The sequence below is a fragment of the Halomonas sp. H10-59 genome (assembly GCF_040070555.1).
GTDB lineage: Bacteria > Pseudomonadota > Gammaproteobacteria > Pseudomonadales > Halomonadaceae > Halomonas > Halomonas litopenaei.
Map to the genome: position 1 here is coordinate 4381006 of NZ_CP098828.1, position 18033 is coordinate 4399038.

General features: G+C 66.2%; 14 protein-coding genes. 3 read left to right on the forward strand and 11 right to left on the reverse strand.

Annotated features, from left to right (window positions below):
* Window positions 1–6: 6 nt before the first annotated feature.
* The 6 genes from NFG57_RS19120 to NFG57_RS19145 form a co-directional block, all read right to left on the reverse strand.
* Complete coding sequence (locus tag NFG57_RS19120) at window positions 7–1344, reverse strand: deoxyguanosinetriphosphate triphosphohydrolase (protein ID WP_213229398.1); 1338 nt, start codon at window positions 1342–1344, stop codon at window positions 7–9.
* Window positions 1345–1539: 195 nt separating this feature from the next.
* Entirely contained in the window at window positions 1540–3036 is a 1497-nt protein-coding gene (locus NFG57_RS19125; RefSeq protein ID WP_045992377.1) for a tripartite tricarboxylate transporter permease, read from the reverse strand.
* A 2-nt stretch (window positions 3037–3038) separates the two neighbouring features.
* The gene (locus tag NFG57_RS19130) at window positions 3039–3518 is read right to left on the reverse strand and encodes a tripartite tricarboxylate transporter TctB family protein (RefSeq protein WP_045992378.1); all 480 of its coding nucleotides are present in this window, start codon (window positions 3516–3518) and stop codon (window positions 3039–3041) included.
* Between the two features lie 5 nt (window positions 3519–3523).
* Window positions 3524–4510 carry a tripartite tricarboxylate transporter substrate-binding protein gene (locus NFG57_RS19135; RefSeq protein WP_213229394.1) on the reverse strand — a complete coding sequence of 329 codons (987 nt, stop codon included), beginning with the start codon at window positions 4508–4510 and terminating at the stop codon, window positions 3524–3526.
* A gap of 184 nt (window positions 4511–4694) precedes the next feature.
* A complete protein-coding gene (locus NFG57_RS19140) occupies window positions 4695–5948 on the reverse strand; it encodes a CoA transferase (protein WP_306169170.1) in 1254 nt (417 codons plus the stop codon).
* Between the two features lie 67 nt (window positions 5949–6015).
* Window positions 6016–6972 (reverse strand): hydroxymethylglutaryl-CoA lyase, encoded by a 957-nt coding sequence (locus NFG57_RS19145; RefSeq protein WP_253554310.1) that lies wholly within the window; start codon window positions 6970–6972, stop codon window positions 6016–6018.
* A gap of 301 nt (window positions 6973–7273) precedes the next feature.
* Between NFG57_RS19145 and NFG57_RS19150 the strand changes: the two genes are divergently transcribed.
* On the forward strand, window positions 7274–8857 hold the full coding sequence (locus NFG57_RS19150; protein WP_348814967.1) for a peptide MFS transporter: 1584 nt from the start codon (window positions 7274–7276) through the stop codon (window positions 8855–8857).
* A 2-nt stretch (window positions 8858–8859) separates the two neighbouring features.
* Window positions 8860–10677 (forward strand): aminopeptidase P family protein, encoded by a 1818-nt coding sequence (locus NFG57_RS19155; RefSeq protein WP_348814968.1) that lies wholly within the window; start codon window positions 8860–8862, stop codon window positions 10675–10677.
* Window positions 10678–10755: 78 nt separating this feature from the next.
* Here NFG57_RS19155 and NFG57_RS19160 read toward each other — a convergent pair whose 3' ends face one another.
* The 5 genes from NFG57_RS19160 to glnA form a co-directional block, all read right to left on the reverse strand.
* Window positions 10756–11724 (reverse strand): hypothetical protein, encoded by a 969-nt coding sequence (locus tag NFG57_RS19160; RefSeq protein ID WP_348814969.1) that lies wholly within the window; start codon window positions 11722–11724, stop codon window positions 10756–10758.
* Between the two features lie 168 nt (window positions 11725–11892).
* Window positions 11893–13308, reverse strand: a complete 1416-nt coding sequence (gene ntrC / locus NFG57_RS19165) for a nitrogen regulation protein NR(I) (RefSeq protein ID WP_045992383.1) — start codon at window positions 13306–13308, stop codon at window positions 11893–11895.
* Window positions 13301–14350 (reverse strand): nitrogen regulation protein NR(II), encoded by a 1050-nt coding sequence (gene glnL, locus NFG57_RS19170; RefSeq protein ID WP_045992384.1) that lies wholly within the window; start codon window positions 14348–14350, stop codon window positions 13301–13303. Before glnL ends, ntrC begins: the two co-directional genes overlap by 8 nt.
* Before the next feature lie 299 nt (window positions 14351–14649).
* Window positions 14650–15225 carry a DUF4124 domain-containing protein gene (locus NFG57_RS19175; protein ID WP_348814970.1) on the reverse strand — a complete coding sequence of 192 codons (576 nt, stop codon included), beginning with the start codon at window positions 15223–15225 and terminating at the stop codon, window positions 14650–14652.
* A gap of 230 nt (window positions 15226–15455) precedes the next feature.
* On the reverse strand, window positions 15456–16862 hold the full coding sequence (gene glnA / locus NFG57_RS19180; RefSeq protein ID WP_045992386.1) for a glutamate--ammonia ligase: 1407 nt from the start codon (window positions 16860–16862) through the stop codon (window positions 15456–15458).
* A gap of 514 nt (window positions 16863–17376) precedes the next feature.
* Between glnA and NFG57_RS19185 the strand changes: the two genes are divergently transcribed.
* Entirely contained in the window at window positions 17377–17907 is a 531-nt protein-coding gene (locus tag NFG57_RS19185; RefSeq protein ID WP_348814971.1) for a glycosyltransferase family A protein, read from the forward strand.
* The last annotated feature ends 126 nt before the right edge of the window (window positions 17908–18033 follow it).

Genomic DNA, 18033 nt, shown 5'->3' on the forward strand with positions numbered 1-18033 from the left:
AGTTTTTCAATCACCACGTAGCTTGCCGCCCATCTCTTGCGCCAGGTCGACCGCGTAGTGGTCCGTCATCCCACCGATAAAGTCGAGCATGCGTCGATAGCTGTCGTACAGGGACCAGGACGGCAGCGGGGTGTTCTCGCCGATCAGCGCCAGCACCCGTTGGTGCTTGAAGCTCGAATGGCCGGTGTGGTGCAACTCGTGGGCCGCGCCGATAAAGGCCTCGAGCAGAATGCCGAGGGTGGTGTAGGCACCGATCTCCAGCTTGGCCTTGCGGGTATTGCGGAAGATGCGCTTGCGCGCCAGCTGCTTGGCCAGCTTGACCCCCCAGTCCAGATCCGGGTGGCACAGCTCCAGCAGGTCATCCTGAAGCGTCCCGGAAAGCAGCTCCTGCTCATGCTCGACGAACACCTGGCCCACGTCGGTGACCGCTCGCTCCATGGCCGCCCCTCGCAGCGCCGCGATACGCCGGCGTTGAGACACACCGGTACGGTTCATCTCGGCGTAGTCCGACGGCTCGCCACCGGCGATCTGGGTCAGGATCTCGGCCACCTCGTCGAAGGCCAGGATATCCATCTCCACCCCGTCCTCGAGGTCGAGCAGGGCGTAGCAGATGTCATCGGCGGCCTCCACCAGCCAGGCCAGCGGATGGCGACACCAGCGGTGCTCGCCCTGGGGAATCAGTCCCAGATGGTCGGCCACCTGCTCAAGTGCACCGAGTTCGCTCTGATAGCAGCCGAACTTGCCGGCCTTGCCACCGTGGGTCACCGTCCACGGATACTTGAGCAGGGTACCGAGGGTCGCTGCGGTCAGGCGCATGCCGCCGCGAAACTGGTTGTACTCGATCTGGGTGACGATACGAAAGCCCTGGGCGTTGCCTTCGTAGGTCAGCAGGTCCTCGCGCTCCAGCGGCGACAGTCCCTCGAGCAGCCCGCTGCCGTTGACCTCGGCGCACTTGAACCAGTCGCGGATGGCGTATTCACCGGCATGGCCAAAAGGGGGGTTGCCGATGTCGTGCCCCAGACAGGCCGCCTGGATGATCACCCCCAGATCCGCCGGAGTGATCCAGTCGGGCAGGCGGTCACGCAGCAGCTCGCCCACGCTCATGCCCAGCGAACGGCCGACGCAGCCCACTTCAAGCGAGTGGGTCAGGCGGGTGTGGATATGGTCGTTGTCGGTGAGGGGATGCACCTGGGTCTTGCGTCCCAGGCGGCGAAAGGAGCCGGCGAAGACGATGCGATCGTGATCCTTGTGGAAGGGACTGCGTCCCACCTCGTCACGAGTCCCGCCGCGCGGATCGTGCAGTCGGCCCGGATCGAGCAGTCGTTCCCAGTTCATGGTCTTCATCGATGGCCCCTCCTTGTGGCCCTCCATTCTGACACCCGGGACGACACCTGCAAGGCCACGACCGCGAGGTCTGCAAGACCCTCGCGACAGGCCCTAGGCGCATCGATGGAAAGTCGATGGAAAGTCGATGGAAAGGCCCGGTGGATACACCTCCACCGGGCCCTCTTTCTTTAGCGACGCTTTAGCGACGCTTCTCTACGCCAGCCGACGCTTGAGCATCATGGCGTAGACCGCTCCGGCCACGATCAGGGTGGCGGCGAAGGCGTAGATCCCGATCGAGATCCCGCTGTTGACCAGGATGCTCCAGTCACCACCGCTGATCGACATCGCCCGGCGCAGATTGAACTCCATCTGTCCGCCCAGCAGCAGGCCGAGCACCACCGGCACGGTGGGAATCTCGAGCTTTCTGAGCACATAGCCGAGCACCCCGAAGGCCAGCATCATGTACAGATCGAAGGGGCTGTTGTTGAGCGAATAGACCCCGACAAAGGCGATCAGTACCACCATCGGCATCAGCAGCCAGCTGGGGGCCTGCAGCACCCGGGCGAACAGTCCCACCAGCGGTACGTTGAGCACCAGCAGCATGATGTTGCCGATAAACAGCGCCGCCACCAGGCCCCACACCATCTCGGGCTGCTGGGCGAACAACAGCGGCCCCGGGGTGATGTTCATCGACAGCAGCAGGGCCAGCAGAATCGCGGTGGTGCCGCTGCCGGGAATGCCCAGCGACAGCATCGGAATCAGCGCGCCACCGGCGGCGGCGTTGTTGCCTGCCTCGGGCGCGGCCACGCCGCGCGGGTCGCCGTTGCCGAAGTCCCCCTTGGCTCCCAGCCAGCGCTTCTCGAGCATGTAGGACAGGAAGCTGCCGAGCGAGGCGCCGGCGCCGGGCAGCACCCCGGAGACGAAGCCGATCAGCGAGCCACGACCGATGGTGCCCTTGCACGACAGCGACGCCTTCATCCCCGGCCAGGCCGAGCCCAGCTTGATATGCGGCTTGTCGGCGTCGTGGCGCTGTTCGAGAAACACCAGGCATTCGGAGATGGCGAACAGTCCCACCAGGGCCACGATAAAGTCGATGCCGTCATAGAGCTCGAAGGTGCCGAAGGTGTAGCGCGCGACGCTGGACACCGGGTCGATGCCCACGGTCCCCAGCAGCAGGCCCAGACAGGCGGCGATGAAACTCTTGGTAAAGCTGCCGCTGGTCACCCCGCCGATGGTGGCAAAGGCCAGCAGGAACAGCGCGAAGTACTCGGCCGGACCGAACTTGATCGCCAGGTCCACCAACAGCGGCGCGAACAGCGTAAGCCCGATGGTGGCGATGGTGGCGCCGACGAAGGAAGCCACCGCCGACAGCCCCAGGGCCTCGCCGCCGCGCCCCTTGAGGGCCATCGGGTAGCCGTCCAGAGTGGTCATCATCGCCGGCTCGTCGCCGGGGATATTGAGCACGATGGAACTGATCCGCCCACCGTACATGCAGCCATAGTAGACGCTGACCAGCAGGATCAGCGCGGCGGTGGGATCCAGGCCGAAGTTGAAGGCCAGCGGGATCATCAGCGCCACCCCGTTGACCGGGCCGAGCCCTGGCAGCGCCCCGATCAGGGTTCCCACGGCGCAGCCGATCAGCGCCAGCAGCAGAAATTCCGGCTGGGTCGCCACGGCGAAGCCCTGGGCAAGAAAGGCAAGCGTTTCCATGATCAGTGTCCCCCTCCCCACCAGGGCACGTCCGGCAAGGGCATGCCGAGGGCAAACTCGAACAGTGCGTACAGCCCCAGCGCCAGTCCTGTGCCGGCGATCAGCGCCTGGCCCCAGGCCGCGCCGAACAGCCGCGTCAGTACGATGGCGCAGGCCAGGGTGGCGGGAACAAACCCCAGCGGCTCGAGCAGGCCAGCGTAGGCCGCCAGCAGCAGCAGCACCGCCAGCTGCCGGGCCAGGCCGGCACGATCCGGCCAGCGCTCGTTGAAGCCCGGGCGCAGGATCAGGTAGGCCGACAGCGCCGCCAGCGGCAGGCTGACCAGCCGGGGGAAAGCCCCCGGCCCCACCGGCTGCATGAAGCCGGTGACGAAGCTATGAGAATGCCACCAGGCCCCCAGCGCCAGCACCAGCAGCACCGCGCCGGCCAGGCGATCGCCGACCTGGGCCGGCCGGCGATGCTGGTGAGCGTCGAGGTCGCTCATCTGACTCATTGAATAACCCCGATCTCGCGCGAGATGGCCTCGACGCGCTGGATGGATTCCTCGACGAAGCTCGAGAAGTCGTCACCGCCACGCCACAGCGGCACCAGGCCATTCTGGGCTGCCACGTCCTTCCACTCGTCGCTGGCGTAAAGGGTCTCGAGGTCTTCGACCATGCTGGCGTAGTCCTCGTCGGAGACCTCGCCGCCGGTGTAGAAGCCGCGCCAGTTGTAGCCGGTGACGTCATAGCCCTGGCTGACCGCGGTGGGCAGCTCGTCGAAGGGCTCGGGCAGCGGATCGTCCGACATCACCGCCAGTACCCGCACGTCACCGGACTCGATGAAGCCGGCGACCTCGCCCAGGTCGGTGGAAACCACGTCCACGTGGTTGCCCATCATCTGGGTTACCGCGGGGCCGCCGCCGTCGAACTGCACCCAACGCAGGGCGCCGACCTGGTCGCCGGGCAGGCCCGCGGCCTTGGCCAGCATCAATGCCCGAATGTGATCCCAGCCACCGGCACCGCTGGAGCCGGCCATGGCCACCGAGGTCGGATCGGCGACGATGGCCTCCAGCAGTTGCTCGAGGGACTCGTACTCGCTGTCGTCGTCGACCAGGATGACGCCGACGTCGGTACCGAGCATGCCCAGCCAGCGCATGGTCTCGGCACCCCCGGGATAGCGACCCTGGGCAATCTGGGTCATGCCCACGGTGCTGGTGGCGACGATCAGGTTGCTGTCATCGGCACGCTTGGAGGCCACGTTGGAGAAGGCCACCGCGCCGACACCGCCGGGCATGTTGGTGACCTGCACCGAGCCGTCGGTCAGTTCCAGGTCGGTGAGCAGCTTTCCGACGCTGCGGCAGGTGAAGTCCCAGCCGCCACCGGGGTCGGCCGGGGCGATGCACTCGTCGATGGGCACGGCGCTGGCCGAGGTCGAGACACCGAGGCCGAGCGCGAGCAGCGGCAGGCCGAGGCGAGTGGTCAGAGTCGAGGGCATGGAAGGCTCCTTGTTTTTCGTTGTTGGCGTTTTCGTTGTTGGCGTTTCGGGTGTTGCGGTCCTGCGGTCCTGCATCGTTGTCACCAGCCGGCACCGGCCATCTGGCGGATTGCCTGGCGGTTGTCGAGTCGCCATCTTGCGCGGCCACCCGCCTGGCGTTGTCCGGCGGGGACCGCCACCCAGCCTAGACGATCCCGCGCTGGCGCAGCGCCCGACACTCGTCGGCACCGAAGCCGAGTTCGGCCAGTACCTCGTCGGTATGCTCGCCAAGCTGTGGCGCCGGTCGCTGGATCATCGCCGGGGCCTCGCGCATCTTCACCGGAAAGCCGGTGGTAGCGATCTGTCCGGCCTCGCCCTGATCCAGGGTCAGGCGCATGCGCTGGTCGATGATCTGGGGGTCATCGAAGGTCTCGCGCAGATCCTGCACTCGGCCACAGGGCACGCCGGCGGTGTTCAGGTGTTCGATCCAGTCGTCCACACTGCGCCGGCGCGTCACCTCGTTGAGGATCTCGCGCAGCGCCTCGCGGTGCGCCATGCGCTGGGCGTTGTCGGCGAAGCGCGGCTGCTCGAGCAGATCGACACGACCCAGCGCCTCCAGCAGACGACGCACCATGGTCTCGCTGCTGGGGGCGATGGCGACCTCGCCATCGCTGGCCTCGAACAGGCCGTAGGGGTAGAGCATGGGATGGTCATTGCCGGTACGCCGGGGGACCTCGCCGGTGGCGAAGTACTCCGCCGCCAGATAGCCCAGCATCGCCACCAGGCCGTTGGTCAGGGCGGTCTCGAGAATCTCGCCCTGGCCGGTACGCTCGCGACGCACCAGTGCCGCGCTGACCCCGAAGGCCAGGTTGAGGCTCGCCACCATGTCGCTGATCGGTGGCGCGGCGCGCATCGGCTCTCCCCCCTCGGCCCCGTTGACGCCCATGAAGCCGCTCATGGCCTGGGCGACAAAATCGTAGGCGGGTCGGTCGCGGTAGGGCCCGGTGGAACCGAAGCCGTTGATCCGCCCCACCACCAGGCGCGGGAAGCGCTGCCTCAGGGTGTCGTCGTCGAGTCCCATCTTGGCCAGCACCCCGGGGCGGAAGTTCTCCACCAGCACGTCGGCGTCCTCGAGCAGGCGGTTCAGGATCTGGCGTCCTTCGGGCTCGCGCAGATTGAGGGTGATCGAGCGCTTGTTGCGGTTGAACTGGGCAAAGTAGGCGCTGAAGCCGTTGACCATATTGCCCTGGCGGCGCACCACGTCGCCCTCCCCCGGGGTCTCGATCTTGATCACCTCGGCGCCGTGATCCCCCAGCATCTGGCTGGCGAAGGGGCCGGAGATCACCCGGGTCAGATCGATCACACGTATGCCGGCCAGGCTGCCCGGGGCAAGGCCGGTGGCGTCCTGGGTCGATGGCCGCGGGTCGTCGCTGTCATCCCTGCCGGGGCTAGCATCCATAGGTTTGCGTATCCGTCGGTATGTCTGTGGTGGTGTCGTCTGGTCTTGCCAGGTTCAGGGATCTGGCTCAGCCCTTTGCGGTGGGCACCGCATCGGGTCGATGCAGCCTGAGCCGAGTGCCGGCTCGGGCCAGCTGAGAGCCCGGCGCACGTTCCAGTCGCCGCGCGGCAAGCCCCGCCACCTCGATCAAGGACTCCAGCGAGACGCCGGTGTCATGCCCCAGCTCCTCGAGCAGGTAGATCAGCTCCTCGGTGGCCAGATTGCCGCTGGCACCTGGGGCGAAGGGACAGCCGCCGAGACCACCGACCGCACTTTCGTAACGCGTGACGCCAAGCGACAGCCCCTGCATGACGTTGGCCAACGCCAGACCCCGGGTATTGTGAAAGTGCAGGATCGGCCGCGCCGCGGGGGCCTGTTCGGCGATCTCACCCACCACCCGCGAGACCACGGCGGGCGTGGCCATGCCGGTGGTATCGCCAAGGGTGAGGTCATCGATACCCAGTTCGCCGAGGCGACGCGCCAGCTCACCGATGCGCCCGGCCGGCAGGTCACCCTCGAAGGGACAGCCGAAGGCCGTGGCGATGGCGCCCTGTACCTCGATACCGCTGCCGGACAGACGCTCGACGATATCGGCGAAACCGGCCAGGGAGGCGTCGATCGAGCGATTGACGTTACGCGCGTTGTGGGTCTCGGAAGCGGACACGAACAGCACCACACGATCGATGCCCACCTCCAGTGCGCGCTCGGCACCGCGCAGGTTGGGCACCAAGGCGCTGAAGCGGGCATCCGCCAACCCCTTGGCGGCGGCCACCAGTTCCGCGGCGTCGGCCAGCGCCGGTACCGCCCGGGGACTGACGAAAGACGTCAGCTCGAAGCGCCTGAGTCCGGCCCGGTGAAGCCCGTGCAGCAATTCGAGCTTGTGCTCGGTGGACAGCACCCGCGCCTCGTTCTGCAGGCCATCACGAAGCCCCACTTCGGTCAGTTCGATTCTGGCAGGTGCTCGCTGGGGCGGCGATGACGTCATGGCGAAGAAGTCCCTAAAAGTCGATATTTCACCAATATAGAGGCTATTGGCTCATGTTGGACATACGCCTTTTCGCTGAGACGTCCGTACGCTGACGGTGCCAGACCGCAGAGGTATTCCCCTTGACCGGTGATTTCCATAGAATTCACCGCCCAAATCGTGATCCACAGCAATTTTTGTTGCGGACTCGCACATTATCGTGTTCTTCACACGTTTTTCTGTTCGCATGCCGCCTCCGTCCCGGGGCGCTTGATGTAGAGGCGTCGACGTTCGCCTTCCCACCCTGAAAAGGCCTGGTTTCATGCAATCCACTTCCTCCGACGGCTCGGCCGCCGACAAGGGCTTCTTTGGTCACCCCCGCGCCCTGGGGCCACTGTTCTTCACCGAGATGTGGGAGCGCTTTTCGTTCTACGGCATTCGCCCCATGCTGGTGCTGTTCATCGCCGCCTCACTGTTCGACGGCGGGCTCGGCTTCGACCCCAAGACCGCCGCTGCCATCGTCGGCATCTACGGTGGTGCCATCTATCTGGCCGCGCTGCCCGGCGGCTGGCTCGCCGACAACTGGCTCGGCCAGCGCCGGGCGGTGTGGTACGGCTCCATCCTGATCGCCTTCGGTCATCTGTCCATCGCGCTGTCGGCCCTGCTCGGTGCCGTCGCCTTCTTCGTCGGGCTGATCTTCATCGTGCTCGGCACCGGGCTATTCAAGACCTGCATCTCGGTGATGGTCGGCAGCCTGTATGACGAAAGCGATGTGCGCCGCGACGGCGGCTTCGCCATCTTCTACATGGGCATCAACATCGGCAGCCTGTTCGCGCCGCTGTTCACCGGGCTGCTGATGGACTCGCTGGGCTGGCACTGGGGCTTCGCCATGGGCGGCCTTGGCATGCTGATCGCACTGCTGCTGTTTCGCCTGTGGGCGGTGCCCGCCATGCAGCGCGCCGACGCCGAGCGCGGCCGCGCCTCCACCTGGGACGCCCCGGCCCAGCGCCGTCGTCACGTCGGCCCCGTCGTGTCGCTGTGCCTGGCGCTGATCGCCGCCCTGGTGGCGCTGGTCGCTACCGGCGTGGTGACCATCCACGCCCGCGCGGTGGCCGAGGCCATGACCAGCGTGCTGATCGTCGCCTCGCTGGGCTTCTTTGCCTACCTGATGCTGTTCTCCGGACTCAGCGGTGACGAGCGTATTCGCGTCACCATCTGCTTTGTGCTGATCGTCGCCGCCGCCTTCTTCTGGGCCGCCTTCGAGCAGCAGCCCACCTCCTATAACCTGTTCGCGGCCAACTACACCGACCGCAACGTGATGGGCTGGGAGGTCCCCACCCTGTGGTTCCAGTCATTGAACCCGGTGTTCATCGTGCTGCTGGGTCCGCTGTTCGGCTGGCTGTGGCCGGCGCTCGGTCGGCGCCGACTGGAACCGGGTAGCCCGATGAAGTTCGTCCTCGGCCTGTTGCTGGCGGCCTGCGGCTTCGGCCTGATGGTGCTGGCGGCGCAACAGGTACTGACAGGCACAGGGCTGGTGTCACCCTGGTGGATCGTCGGCAGCATGCTGCTGTTGACCCTGGGCGAGCTGTGCCTGTCGCCGGTGGGGCTGTCCACCATGTCGGGGCTGTCGCCGCGCCGCACTCAGGGCCAGTTGATGGGCCTGTGGTTCACCGGAGCCGCCCTCGGCAACCTGGTGGCTGGCCTGATCGGCGGTCACGTCAACGCCGAGGAGCTTCAGCAGTTGCCGGAACTGTTCGGGCGGTCGGCCATCGCTCTGGTGATCTTCGCCGGGGTGCTGCTGTTGCTCGTGCCGGTGTTCAAGCGCATGCTGAAGCATCACCGTCTTATCGATCCGGCGGCCGCCCACCGCGCGGACGCCGAAGCCATTGTCAGAACAGGAGTCTGAGCATGACCTCAGCCAGTGCCGATACCGCTCGCCAACGCTTGAGCGATCTGCGCGAGGCGATGCGCCGCCACGCCATCGATGCCTGGTGGCTACCGTCCAGCGATCCGCACAACAGCGAATACCTGCCCGAGCACTGGGCCGGTCGCGAGTGGCTGTCCGGCTTCGACGGTTCGGTGGGTACCCTGGTGGTGACCCAGGACGAGGCCGGCCTGTGGGTCGACAGCCGCTACTTCGTGCAGGCCGAGGCGCAACTCGCCGGCACCGGCATCAGCATGATGAAGCTGACCCAGGGCCAGGCCAGCGCACCGATGCAGTGGCTGGCCGAGCGCCTCGAGGCCGGCGACACCCTGGGCTACGACGCCCAGGTGGTGTCCCTGGCCCACGGCCGCCAGTTCGAGGACATCCTGGGTGAACGGGGCGTCGTCCTGCGCGGTGACAGCGACCTGCTCGACGAGATCTGGCGCGATCGCCCGAGCCTGCCGAGCGGGGCCATCGAACCCCACGCCGGCCGCTATCTGGACGAGACCCGGCGCCAGCGTCTGGACCGGGTACGCACGGCCATGGCCGAGCACCACGCCGACTGGCATCTGGTGTCGACGCTGGACGACATCGCCTGGCTGACCACCCTGCGCGGTGCCGACGTGGGCTTCAATCCGGTGTTCCTTTCCCATCTGCTGATCGGTCGCGCCACCGCCACCCTGTTCGTGGCACCGGGTAAGCTCGCTCCCGAACTGGTCGACGCGCTCAAGGCCGATGGCGTCGAGGTGGCCGACTACGCCGACTGGGCGGCGCGGCTGTCCGCCCTGCCGCGGGACGAACGGGTGCTGATCGATCCGGCCCGGCTGACGCTGGGGACCCGCCAGGCCCTGCCGGACGAGATGACCGTGGTCGAAGCCTTCCAGCCCAGCACCCTGGCCAAGGGCATCAAGACAGCCCACGAGCTCGGCTTCGTGCGTCAGGCCATGGAGGCCGACGGCGCGGCCCTGTGTCGCTTCTTCGCCTGGCTGGAGGCCGCCTTCGCCGCCGGCGAACGGGTCACCGAGCTGGACGTCGAGGCCCGCCTGTACGAGGAACGCGCCAAGGACGAGGACTTCGTCTGCGAGAGCTTCAATACCATCGCCGCCTTCAACGCCAACGGTGCCCTGCCCCACTACCGCGCGATCCAGGAGGCCCATTCGGTGATCGAGGGCGACGGCCTGTTGCTGATCGACTCCGGCGGCCAGTACCGCGGTGGCACCACCGATATCACCCGCATGGTCCCGGTCGGCACCGTCAGTGAGGCTCAGCGCGAAGACTGCACCCTGGTGCTCAAGGGCATGATTGCACTGTCGCGGGCGCGCTTCCCCGAGGGCATCGCCGCCTCGCGGCTGGACGCTCTGGCGCGGGCGCCGCTGTGGGCCACCGGCCGCGACTACGGTCACGGTACCGGCCACGGCGTGGGCTACTTCCTCAACGTCCACGAAGGCCCTCAGGTGATCAGCTCGGGCGCTTCCGTCGCCGAACATACCGCCATGCGCGAAGGCATGATCACCTCCAACGAGCCTGGGGTGTACCGTCCCGGCCAGTGGGGGGTGCGCATCGAGAACCTGGTGGCCAACCGCGCCGCGGCCCCCAGCGACTTCGGCGACTTCCTCGAGTTCGAGACCCTGACCCTGTGTCCCATCGACACCCGCTGCCTGAACCTGTTCACCCTGGATCAGGCCGAGATCGACTGGCTCAACGCCTACCACGACGAGGTCCGCCGCAGGCTGGCGCCGAGGCTCGACGGCCAGGCGCTGGCCTGGCTCGAAGCCCGCACCGAACCGCTGACGCTTGCCTGATAGCGGGCCTGCTGGTCGGCCGCAGATGCAAAGGGGCCCCGCCATGGCGGGGCCCCTTTGCGTAGGCTGCCAGCGCCGTTACATGAACGGGTTCTTGACCACCGGGATGAACATCAATCGAAGGTTCCAGTCCGCATCCCACTCATCACCGCGGATCACGCTGTGCTGGATCTCGGCGGCCAGGCGAACCGGGGTGCTGCCCATGCGGACCACGTTGGAATAGCCCAGGCCGATCGGGAAGTTGACCTTCTCGCCGCTGTCGGCCTCCCAGTTGATGCGCACGTTGGGCGTCATGCCCACCAGCTCGGTGCCGCTGAGCCGGTAGTTGAGGAAGTACTGCAGATCGGTCTGACTGGTGTGTTCGCGGTCATCTTCTCCTGCGTAGGACCACCAGTGCTGAGCCAGCAGGCCCATGTTCCAGCCGCCGGGATTGGGCGCCAGGCGCGCGATCAGAGCCGCCGGGCCGGCCTGGAACTTGCCCTGGCCCAGCACATCATGCTCGGCGGTGGGGAAGATCTGGGTCAGCCCCAGGCCCCAGATGACGCCGTCGGCGCGGGCCGGACCGGCCAGGGTCACCAGGGCGGTGTCACCCAGGCCCTCGGTACGCCCGCGATGGGGGGCATTGCGGCTCCACTCGTCGGGATCGATCTCCAGCGGGCTGCCGCCCCGGGCCAGGGTACCGAAGCTCTCGTCCATCGGGCTCGAGTTGTACTGGAACACCGGGCGCACCACCAGGTTCCAGTTGTCGTCTGCCATCTCGAAGGGGAAGGACATGACCGGCTGGAACTTGAAGGAATTGGACCAGCGACCATCGAAGTCGTCGCCGTCCAGGTGGGTATAGTCGTTCTGCATCCACAGCATCCAGGCCGATCCCACCGGGTTGGTGGTTTCCTTGGCGATGGCAGCAAGATCCTCGCTGCTGGCAGCGGGCTCACTGTTGGCCGGTACGGTGCGTGGCGAGGACCGCTCCTGGGCAAGCGAGAGGCTCGAGATGAAAACCAGCGACATGGCCACCAGGCCAAGCCGACGAGAGCGTGAAAGGTTCATGGGGGTAGGCCTCAGAATCGTGACGCTACCCCCGACGCCGAGAGTAGCGGTGCAACGTCGCCACCACTCTAGGCCACCGATAACAGGCTGATGATATGCCCCTTGGGGTAGGCCGGTCCGGGCAGGCTGGTTAAACCGGTGCCCCCCGGACTCGCCGCCCCGGCCCGCTCAGACCTCCTGGTCTTCCGCCAGCGACGGCAGCAGCACCTTCAGCTTGCGGGTCAAGGTGTTGCGCCCCCAGCCCAGCAGCTCGGCAGCCTCACCCTTGCGCCCGGCGGTGTGCTTGAGCGCGGTCTCGATAAGGATGCGCTCGAAGTCCGGCACCGCCTCCTCGAGCAGGTGGGTGTGGCCCGAGGCCAGGGCGCTGTCGGCCCAGGCGCGGAAGGCTTCACGCCAGTCCCCACCTGCGGCGCTGTCATCACCGCCGCGCAGCTCCGGCGGCAGGTCCTCGACCAGGATCTCGCGCCCGGAGGCCATCACCGTCAGCCAGCGACAGGTGTTCTCGAGCTGACGCACGTTGCCGGGCCAGTCCACCCGGGTCAGGAACTCCTCGGCTTCGCGGGTCAGCACCTTGACGTCGGTGGATAGCTCCTTGGCCGCCTCGACCAGGAAGTGCCGCGCCAGCCGGGGAATATCCTCGCGCCGCTGGGACAGCCTTGGCAGGTGCACACGGATGACGTTGAGGCGGTGGAACAGGTCCTCACGAAAGCGGCCATCGGCGACCAGCGTCTCGAGGTCCTGGTGGGTCGCGGCGATGATGCGCACGTCCACCTTGACCGGCGTATGACCACCGACCCGATAGAACTCGCCGTCGGCCAGCACCCGCAACAGCCGGGTCTGGGTCTCCGACGGCATGTCGCCGATCTCGTCGAGGAACAGGGTGCCGCCGTTGGCCTGCTCGAAGCGCCCCTGGCGACTGGCACTGGCGCCGGTGAAGGCGCCCTTCTCGTGGCCAAACAGCTCCGACTCGATCAGATCCCGGGGGATTGCCGCCATATTGAGGGCAATAAAGGGATTGGCGGCGCGGGGACTGTGCTGATGAAGCGCACGCGCCACGCGCTCCTTGCCGGTCCCGGACTCGCCGTTGATCAACACCGTGATATGCGAGTGCGCCAGGCGCCCGATGGCCCGGAATACCTCCTGCATCGCCGGCGCCTCACCGATGATCTCGGCGTCGAGTCCTTCGGGCACGCTGACCGGCCGCTGGCGCTCGCGCACGTGGGCCACCGCACGTCGCACCAGGGCCAGCGCCTCGTCCACGTCGAACGGCTTGGGCAGGTACTCGAAGGCCCCGCCCTGATAGGAAGCCACCGCACTGTCCAGGTCGGAATGGGCGGTCATCACGATGACCGGCAGGTCCGGGTGCACCTGGCGCACCTTGGCCATCAGATCGAGTCCGTCGATACCTGGCATGCGGATATCGGTGACCAGCACGTCGGGCGGCTCGGCCAGCAGTCGATCGAGGATACCGTCGGCCCGCTCGACCGCCTCGACCTCAAGGTCCGGCTGCGCCAGGGCGCGCTCGAGCACCCAGCGTATGGCCCGGTCGTCGTCGACGATCATTACACGAGCGGTATCAGTCATGACTCATCTCCAGGGGAATCAACAGACGGAATTCGGTGCGTCCAGGCTCGGACTCGCATTCGATCAGCCCTTCGTGCTGGTGCAGCACCGACTGGGCGATCGACAGCCCCAGGCCGCTGCCCTCGGCACGACCGGACACCATCGGATAGAACAGGGTCTCGCGCAGCGTCTCGGGGACGCCCGGGCCGTTGTCGATCACGCTGACGTCGCAGACCAGACGATGGCGCTGGGCGCCCAGGGTGAACTGGCGGCGTGCGCGAGTCCGGAGGGTCATCACCGGATTCGGTGTCTCGGACTCGACCAGCGCCTGGACGGCGTTGCGGGCCACATTGAGCACCGCCTGGATCAACTGGGCTTCATCGCCGGTCAACTCCGGCAGGCTGGGATCATAGTCGCGCTCGATGCTCACCCGCGGCTGCTCGACCAATAGCAGCGCGCGTACCCGCTCCAGCACCCGGTGGATGTTCAGCGGCTCTCGCCGACTCACCCGGTTGGGCCCGAGCATGGAATCGACCAGATCCCGGAGCCGATCCACCTCTTCGATGATGATCCGGGTGTACTCCTTGAGCGCCGGCGTCTGCTCCAGGTCACGCTCGAGCAATTGCGCTGCACCACGAATCCCCCCCAGGGGGTTCTTGACCTCGTGGGCCAGCCCCCGCGCCAGCACCTTCATGGTTTCCTGGCGCGACTGCAGCGCTTCCTCGCGGGAGATTCGCAACAGCCGATCCCGTGGCTCCATCTCCAGCAGCAGCTCGTCAGGCGACAGCGGCGTCACGGTGTAGTCCACCGTCAGGGGGTCTCCACCGGCAAGGACCAGCCGCGCCTCCCGCTGGGTATAGGGATGCTGCCCATCCCGGGCACGTATCAGCACCTCGGCGATATCATCCTCGCCGCTGAGCCAGTCGGTCAGCGCCACGCCGGCAACCCGACTGGCGCTGACCGCCAGCAGGGTCTCGGCCGCCGGGTTCATCCAGGTCGGTCGCAGCTCGCCGTCGAGCAGCATGACCGCAGTTGTGAGGTGTTCGATGATGCCAGGCGTCATGGGTCCATCCTGATGGGGCAAAGCGCCCACTCGATAGAGGCCGCCACGGCGCCAAGCCGGCATTCCATGGTGGCGGTCCAGGTCTCGGCCTCGAGCAGGCGTCAGACAACAACATTCAAAGCAAGAAGCGGGCCAGCCTTGGTGCCAGTGGCACACTCCCGCCGCGCAGGCGCCAGGACGGTGCTTTTGTTGAGGAGGCGGGTCACCGTCGGCGCACCTACGCACCATTTTAGTGCACCAACCTGGTGCAGGGCAGTCTCGCCTGGATCACTGTCCGCACAAGGCCCGCAGATCGCGGGTCAAGGCGGCGCAGGACGAAGGGGGTTGGCGGGAAGCAGGCGGCTGGCGCGCTGTACGTGAATGACGATATCGGCACTGCGTTGACGCACCTCTCCCGATGGGGCCAGCACCACCAGGCCCAGGCGATGCTCGCCACGCTCCAGATTGGTGAGCCACAGTGGGCCGATGCCGGTGACGCTGGTGGCGAGCACACCGTCGACCTCCAGGCCGAGGCGATCCCCCGTCGCCGGAGGCGGGCTGATCGCGGCCAGCACCTTCAATCTTCCCCCGGCCCCCGTGGGCAACACGCTGCCATCCGCCGGAGAGGCGATGGCCAGGACATCGTGGGGCTGGAAGACATCGGCGTCGCTATCCGGGCCTGGTACTGAAGGCGCCGTCGGCCTGGAGGGCGCCGCCACATCCAGCGCAGGGGCGCTGGACAACGGCGGCGGTGCCAGCTCGCGGGCGCCGGCCGAGGGGGTATCGCTGTAGCGCACGACGCCGTCGGGACCGACACTGCGATAGATGGTGCTCGCCGGCACGGTTTCTGCCACCGGCAACGCCAGCCCTGACGCTGCCAGCAAGGCAATGGCCATCAGTGATGGTCGACTCGGCGACGAGGGAGCGCTCTCGCCCCTCTCCCGGCCTGCCCTGCGCGTCCACCGCTGCATCATCGTGATTGCCCTCGCCGACCTTCCCCTGACGAGGATGACGGCAGCCACGACCCGCGCCAAGGGGATCCCTTGCCCAGGCGCAAGGCCCGCGCAAAAAAAATCGGCCCCGCGATCATCGCGGGGCCGACGGAACGCACGAGGCGCTATGCCGATCAGCAGCTGTAGTACATGTCGAACTCGATCGGGTGGGTCGCCATGCGCAGACGCTCGACGTCCTCGTTCTTGAGCTCGATGTAAGCGTCGATCATGTCGTCGGTGAAGACGCCACCTTCGGTCAGGAAGCTGCGGTCCTCGTCGAGGGCTGCCAGCGCCTGGTCGAGGCTCTCGGCCACGGTCGGGATGGCCTTGCCTTCTTCCGGCGGCAGGTCATAGAGGTTCTTGTCCATGGCGTCGCCGGGGTGGATCTTGTTCTTGATGCCGTCGATACCGGCCATCAGCATCGCCGCGAAGCACAGGTAGGGGTTGGCGGTCGGGTCGGGGAAACGCGCCTCGACACGCTTGCCCTTCGGGCTTGCGGTGTACGGGATACGGATGGAAGCAGAACGGTTTCGGGCGCTGTAGGCCAGCATGACCGGCGCTTCGAAGCCCGGCACCAGACGCTTGTAGGAGTTGGTAGAAGCGTTGGTGAAGGCGTTCAGGGCGCGGGCGTGCTTGATGATACCGCCGATGTAGAACAGTGCCATTTCGGACAGACCGGCGTACTCGTCACCGGCGAACTGGTTCTGGCCGTCCTTCCAGAAAGACTGGTGGACGTGCATGCCGCTGCCGTTGTCGCCGACCAGCGGCTTGGGCATGAAGGTGGCGGTCTTGCCGTAGGCGTGAGCCACATTGTGGATCACGTACTTCATTTCCTGAACTTCGTCGGCCTTCTTGACCAGGGTGTTGAAGGCAACACCGATCTCGTTCTGGCCGGCGTTGGACACCTCGTGGTGGTGCACCTCGACCTTCTGGCCGATCGCCTCGAGGGTGTTGCACATGGCACCGCGCATGTCATGGAAGCTGTCCACCGGCGGAACCGGGAAGTAGCCGCCCTTGACCCGCGGACGGTGACCGAGGTTGCCACCTTCGACGGCGCGGTCGGTGGACCAGGCACCCTCTTCGGAGCTGATCTTGTACATGGCGCCTTCGATATCGGCCTTCCAGTGCACCTCGTCGAAGATGAAGAACTCGGGCTCGGGGCCGAAGAAGGCGGTGTCGCCCAGGCCAGAGGACTGCAGGTAGGCCTCGGCGCGCTTGGCGATGGAGCGCGGGTCACGCTCGTAGCCCTGCATGGTGGCCGGCTCGATGATGTCGCAACGCAGGATCAGGGTCGCGTCTTCGGTGAAGGGGTCGAGGAAGCCGGTGCCGTCCTCCGGACGCAGGATCATGTCGGACTCGTTGATGCCCTTCCAGCCGTTGATGGAGGAACCATCGAACATCTGGCCATTCTCGAAGAACTCTTCGTCGACCTCGGCGGCCGGAATGGTGACGTGCTGCTCTTTACCGCGGGTATCGGTGAAGCGCAGGTCAACCCACTTCACATCATGTTCGTTGATCAGGGCGAGGGTCTTGTCTGACATGTGGTCCTCCAGAGTGGAACTTGTCTCGTGACTCGAGCGTTGCGCAACGGCGCCAATCCCATGTCACCGGTTTGAAACGGGGGATGATCCAGGGAACAAAAGGGGTACCGGGATCCTTTGTAGCACGCTCCCGGGACACTGCCCATGGCAACGTGCGCGACACGATGACACTGCCAACCACAATGCAGATTGCGTGCCAGCATTGCACCAGCATCGACCAAAAAAATCCCAACCCATTGTTTCAAATCTTTTTTATCCAAACAGGCCCTTTGCGCCAGCTTAGGGCACAAAGGCCCACCACCTTCAGGATCTGCCGACCAATGCACCACAAAAGTGCAATAAAGACTGCGACGCACCACTTTGGACCTTTGTGACAGGATCTATAAACTCTGCCGGGCCGATCGCGAGGTGTCAGTGGGCGCTGGAACCTTTCGCAACGCAAAGATACACTTTATTACGTTCGACTCCGACCGCCTCCCCTGCCGGCCGGCGTCACCCTCCTCGGAGTGTCGTCGTGAAAATCAGCTTGATCATTGATGCCCGACTTACCGGCAAGGAACTGCCTCGCCGGCTCGCGGAAGCACGCCAGCAGGTCGCCCTCTTCCAGGGAAGAGGCGAGATCCTCGTCATCGACGATGGCGATATGGCGCCACCACTACTGGGCGAACCGGGCGAACACGCCGTCGTCGGCTATCGCCAGGTGCGCAGCCGGCCCGCGCCCATGGGGCGGCGCCTCAACCTGGCCGCCTCCCACAGCAATGGACGCATGCTCGGCTTCTGCCTCGGCCCTCTGGACACCCACTGGGTCGAGCGAATGATGGCAGCCGCCTGCGATGATTCGCGCCCGGTGGTGCGTCCTGCTCGCCCCTGTCCGCTATCGCTGCTCAGCCTGCTGCGACATACTCCGACCCGGGCCCTGGGCGTCGAACGTACCTGGTTCGATCGGCTGGGAGGCTTCGACCCGTCGCTGGACTTGAGCGCGGTAGAGGACCTCGCCACTCGCCTCAAGGCCTGTCGCGCCAAGATGGTCGTGCAGCGCGCCTGAGCGTCAGATCGTCCTTTCTGTCGATTTCGCCTACTTTTTTCGCCTCGCAGGTGCTTGATAGTTCAGCATCTTGAGGATCGATGCCGAGATTGGCGCCAACAAGGCTGGTCGTTGTCATCGCCCAGG

Coding starts and splice junctions, on each gene's coding strand:
- NFG57_RS19140 (WP_306169170.1), bottom strand. CDS start 5,948: ATGGATGCTAGCCCCGGCAGGGATGACAGCGACGACCCGCGGCCATCG.
- NFG57_RS19150 (WP_348814967.1), top strand. CDS start 7,274: ATGCAATCCACTTCCTCCGACGGCTCGGCCGCCGACAAGGGCTTCTTT.
- NFG57_RS19155 (WP_348814968.1), top strand. CDS start 8,860: ATGACCTCAGCCAGTGCCGATACCGCTCGCCAACGCTTGAGCGATCTG.
- NFG57_RS19160 (WP_348814969.1), bottom strand. CDS start 11,724: ATGAACCTTTCACGCTCTCGTCGGCTTGGCCTGGTGGCCATGTCGCTG.
- NFG57_RS19145 (WP_253554310.1), bottom strand. CDS start 6,972: ATGACGTCATCGCCGCCCCAGCGAGCACCTGCCAGAATCGAACTGACC.
- glnL (WP_045992384.1), bottom strand. CDS start 14,350: ATGACGCCTGGCATCATCGAACACCTCACAACTGCGGTCATGCTGCTC.
- NFG57_RS19130 (WP_045992378.1), bottom strand. CDS start 3,518: ATGAGCGACCTCGACGCTCACCAGCATCGCCGGCCGGCCCAGGTCGGC.
- NFG57_RS19135 (WP_213229394.1), bottom strand. CDS start 4,510: ATGCCCTCGACTCTGACCACTCGCCTCGGCCTGCCGCTGCTCGCGCTC.
- ntrC (WP_045992383.1), bottom strand. CDS start 13,308: ATGACTGATACCGCTCGTGTAATGATCGTCGACGACGACCGGGCCATA.
- NFG57_RS19175 (WP_348814970.1), bottom strand. CDS start 15,225: ATGGCCATTGCCTTGCTGGCAGCGTCAGGGCTGGCGTTGCCGGTGGCA.
- glnA (WP_045992386.1), bottom strand. CDS start 16,862: ATGTCAGACAAGACCCTCGCCCTGATCAACGAACATGATGTGAAGTGG.
- NFG57_RS19120 (WP_213229398.1), bottom strand. CDS start 1,344: ATGAAGACCATGAACTGGGAACGACTGCTCGATCCGGGCCGACTGCAC.
- NFG57_RS19125 (WP_045992377.1), bottom strand. CDS start 3,036: ATGGAAACGCTTGCCTTTCTTGCCCAGGGCTTCGCCGTGGCGACCCAG.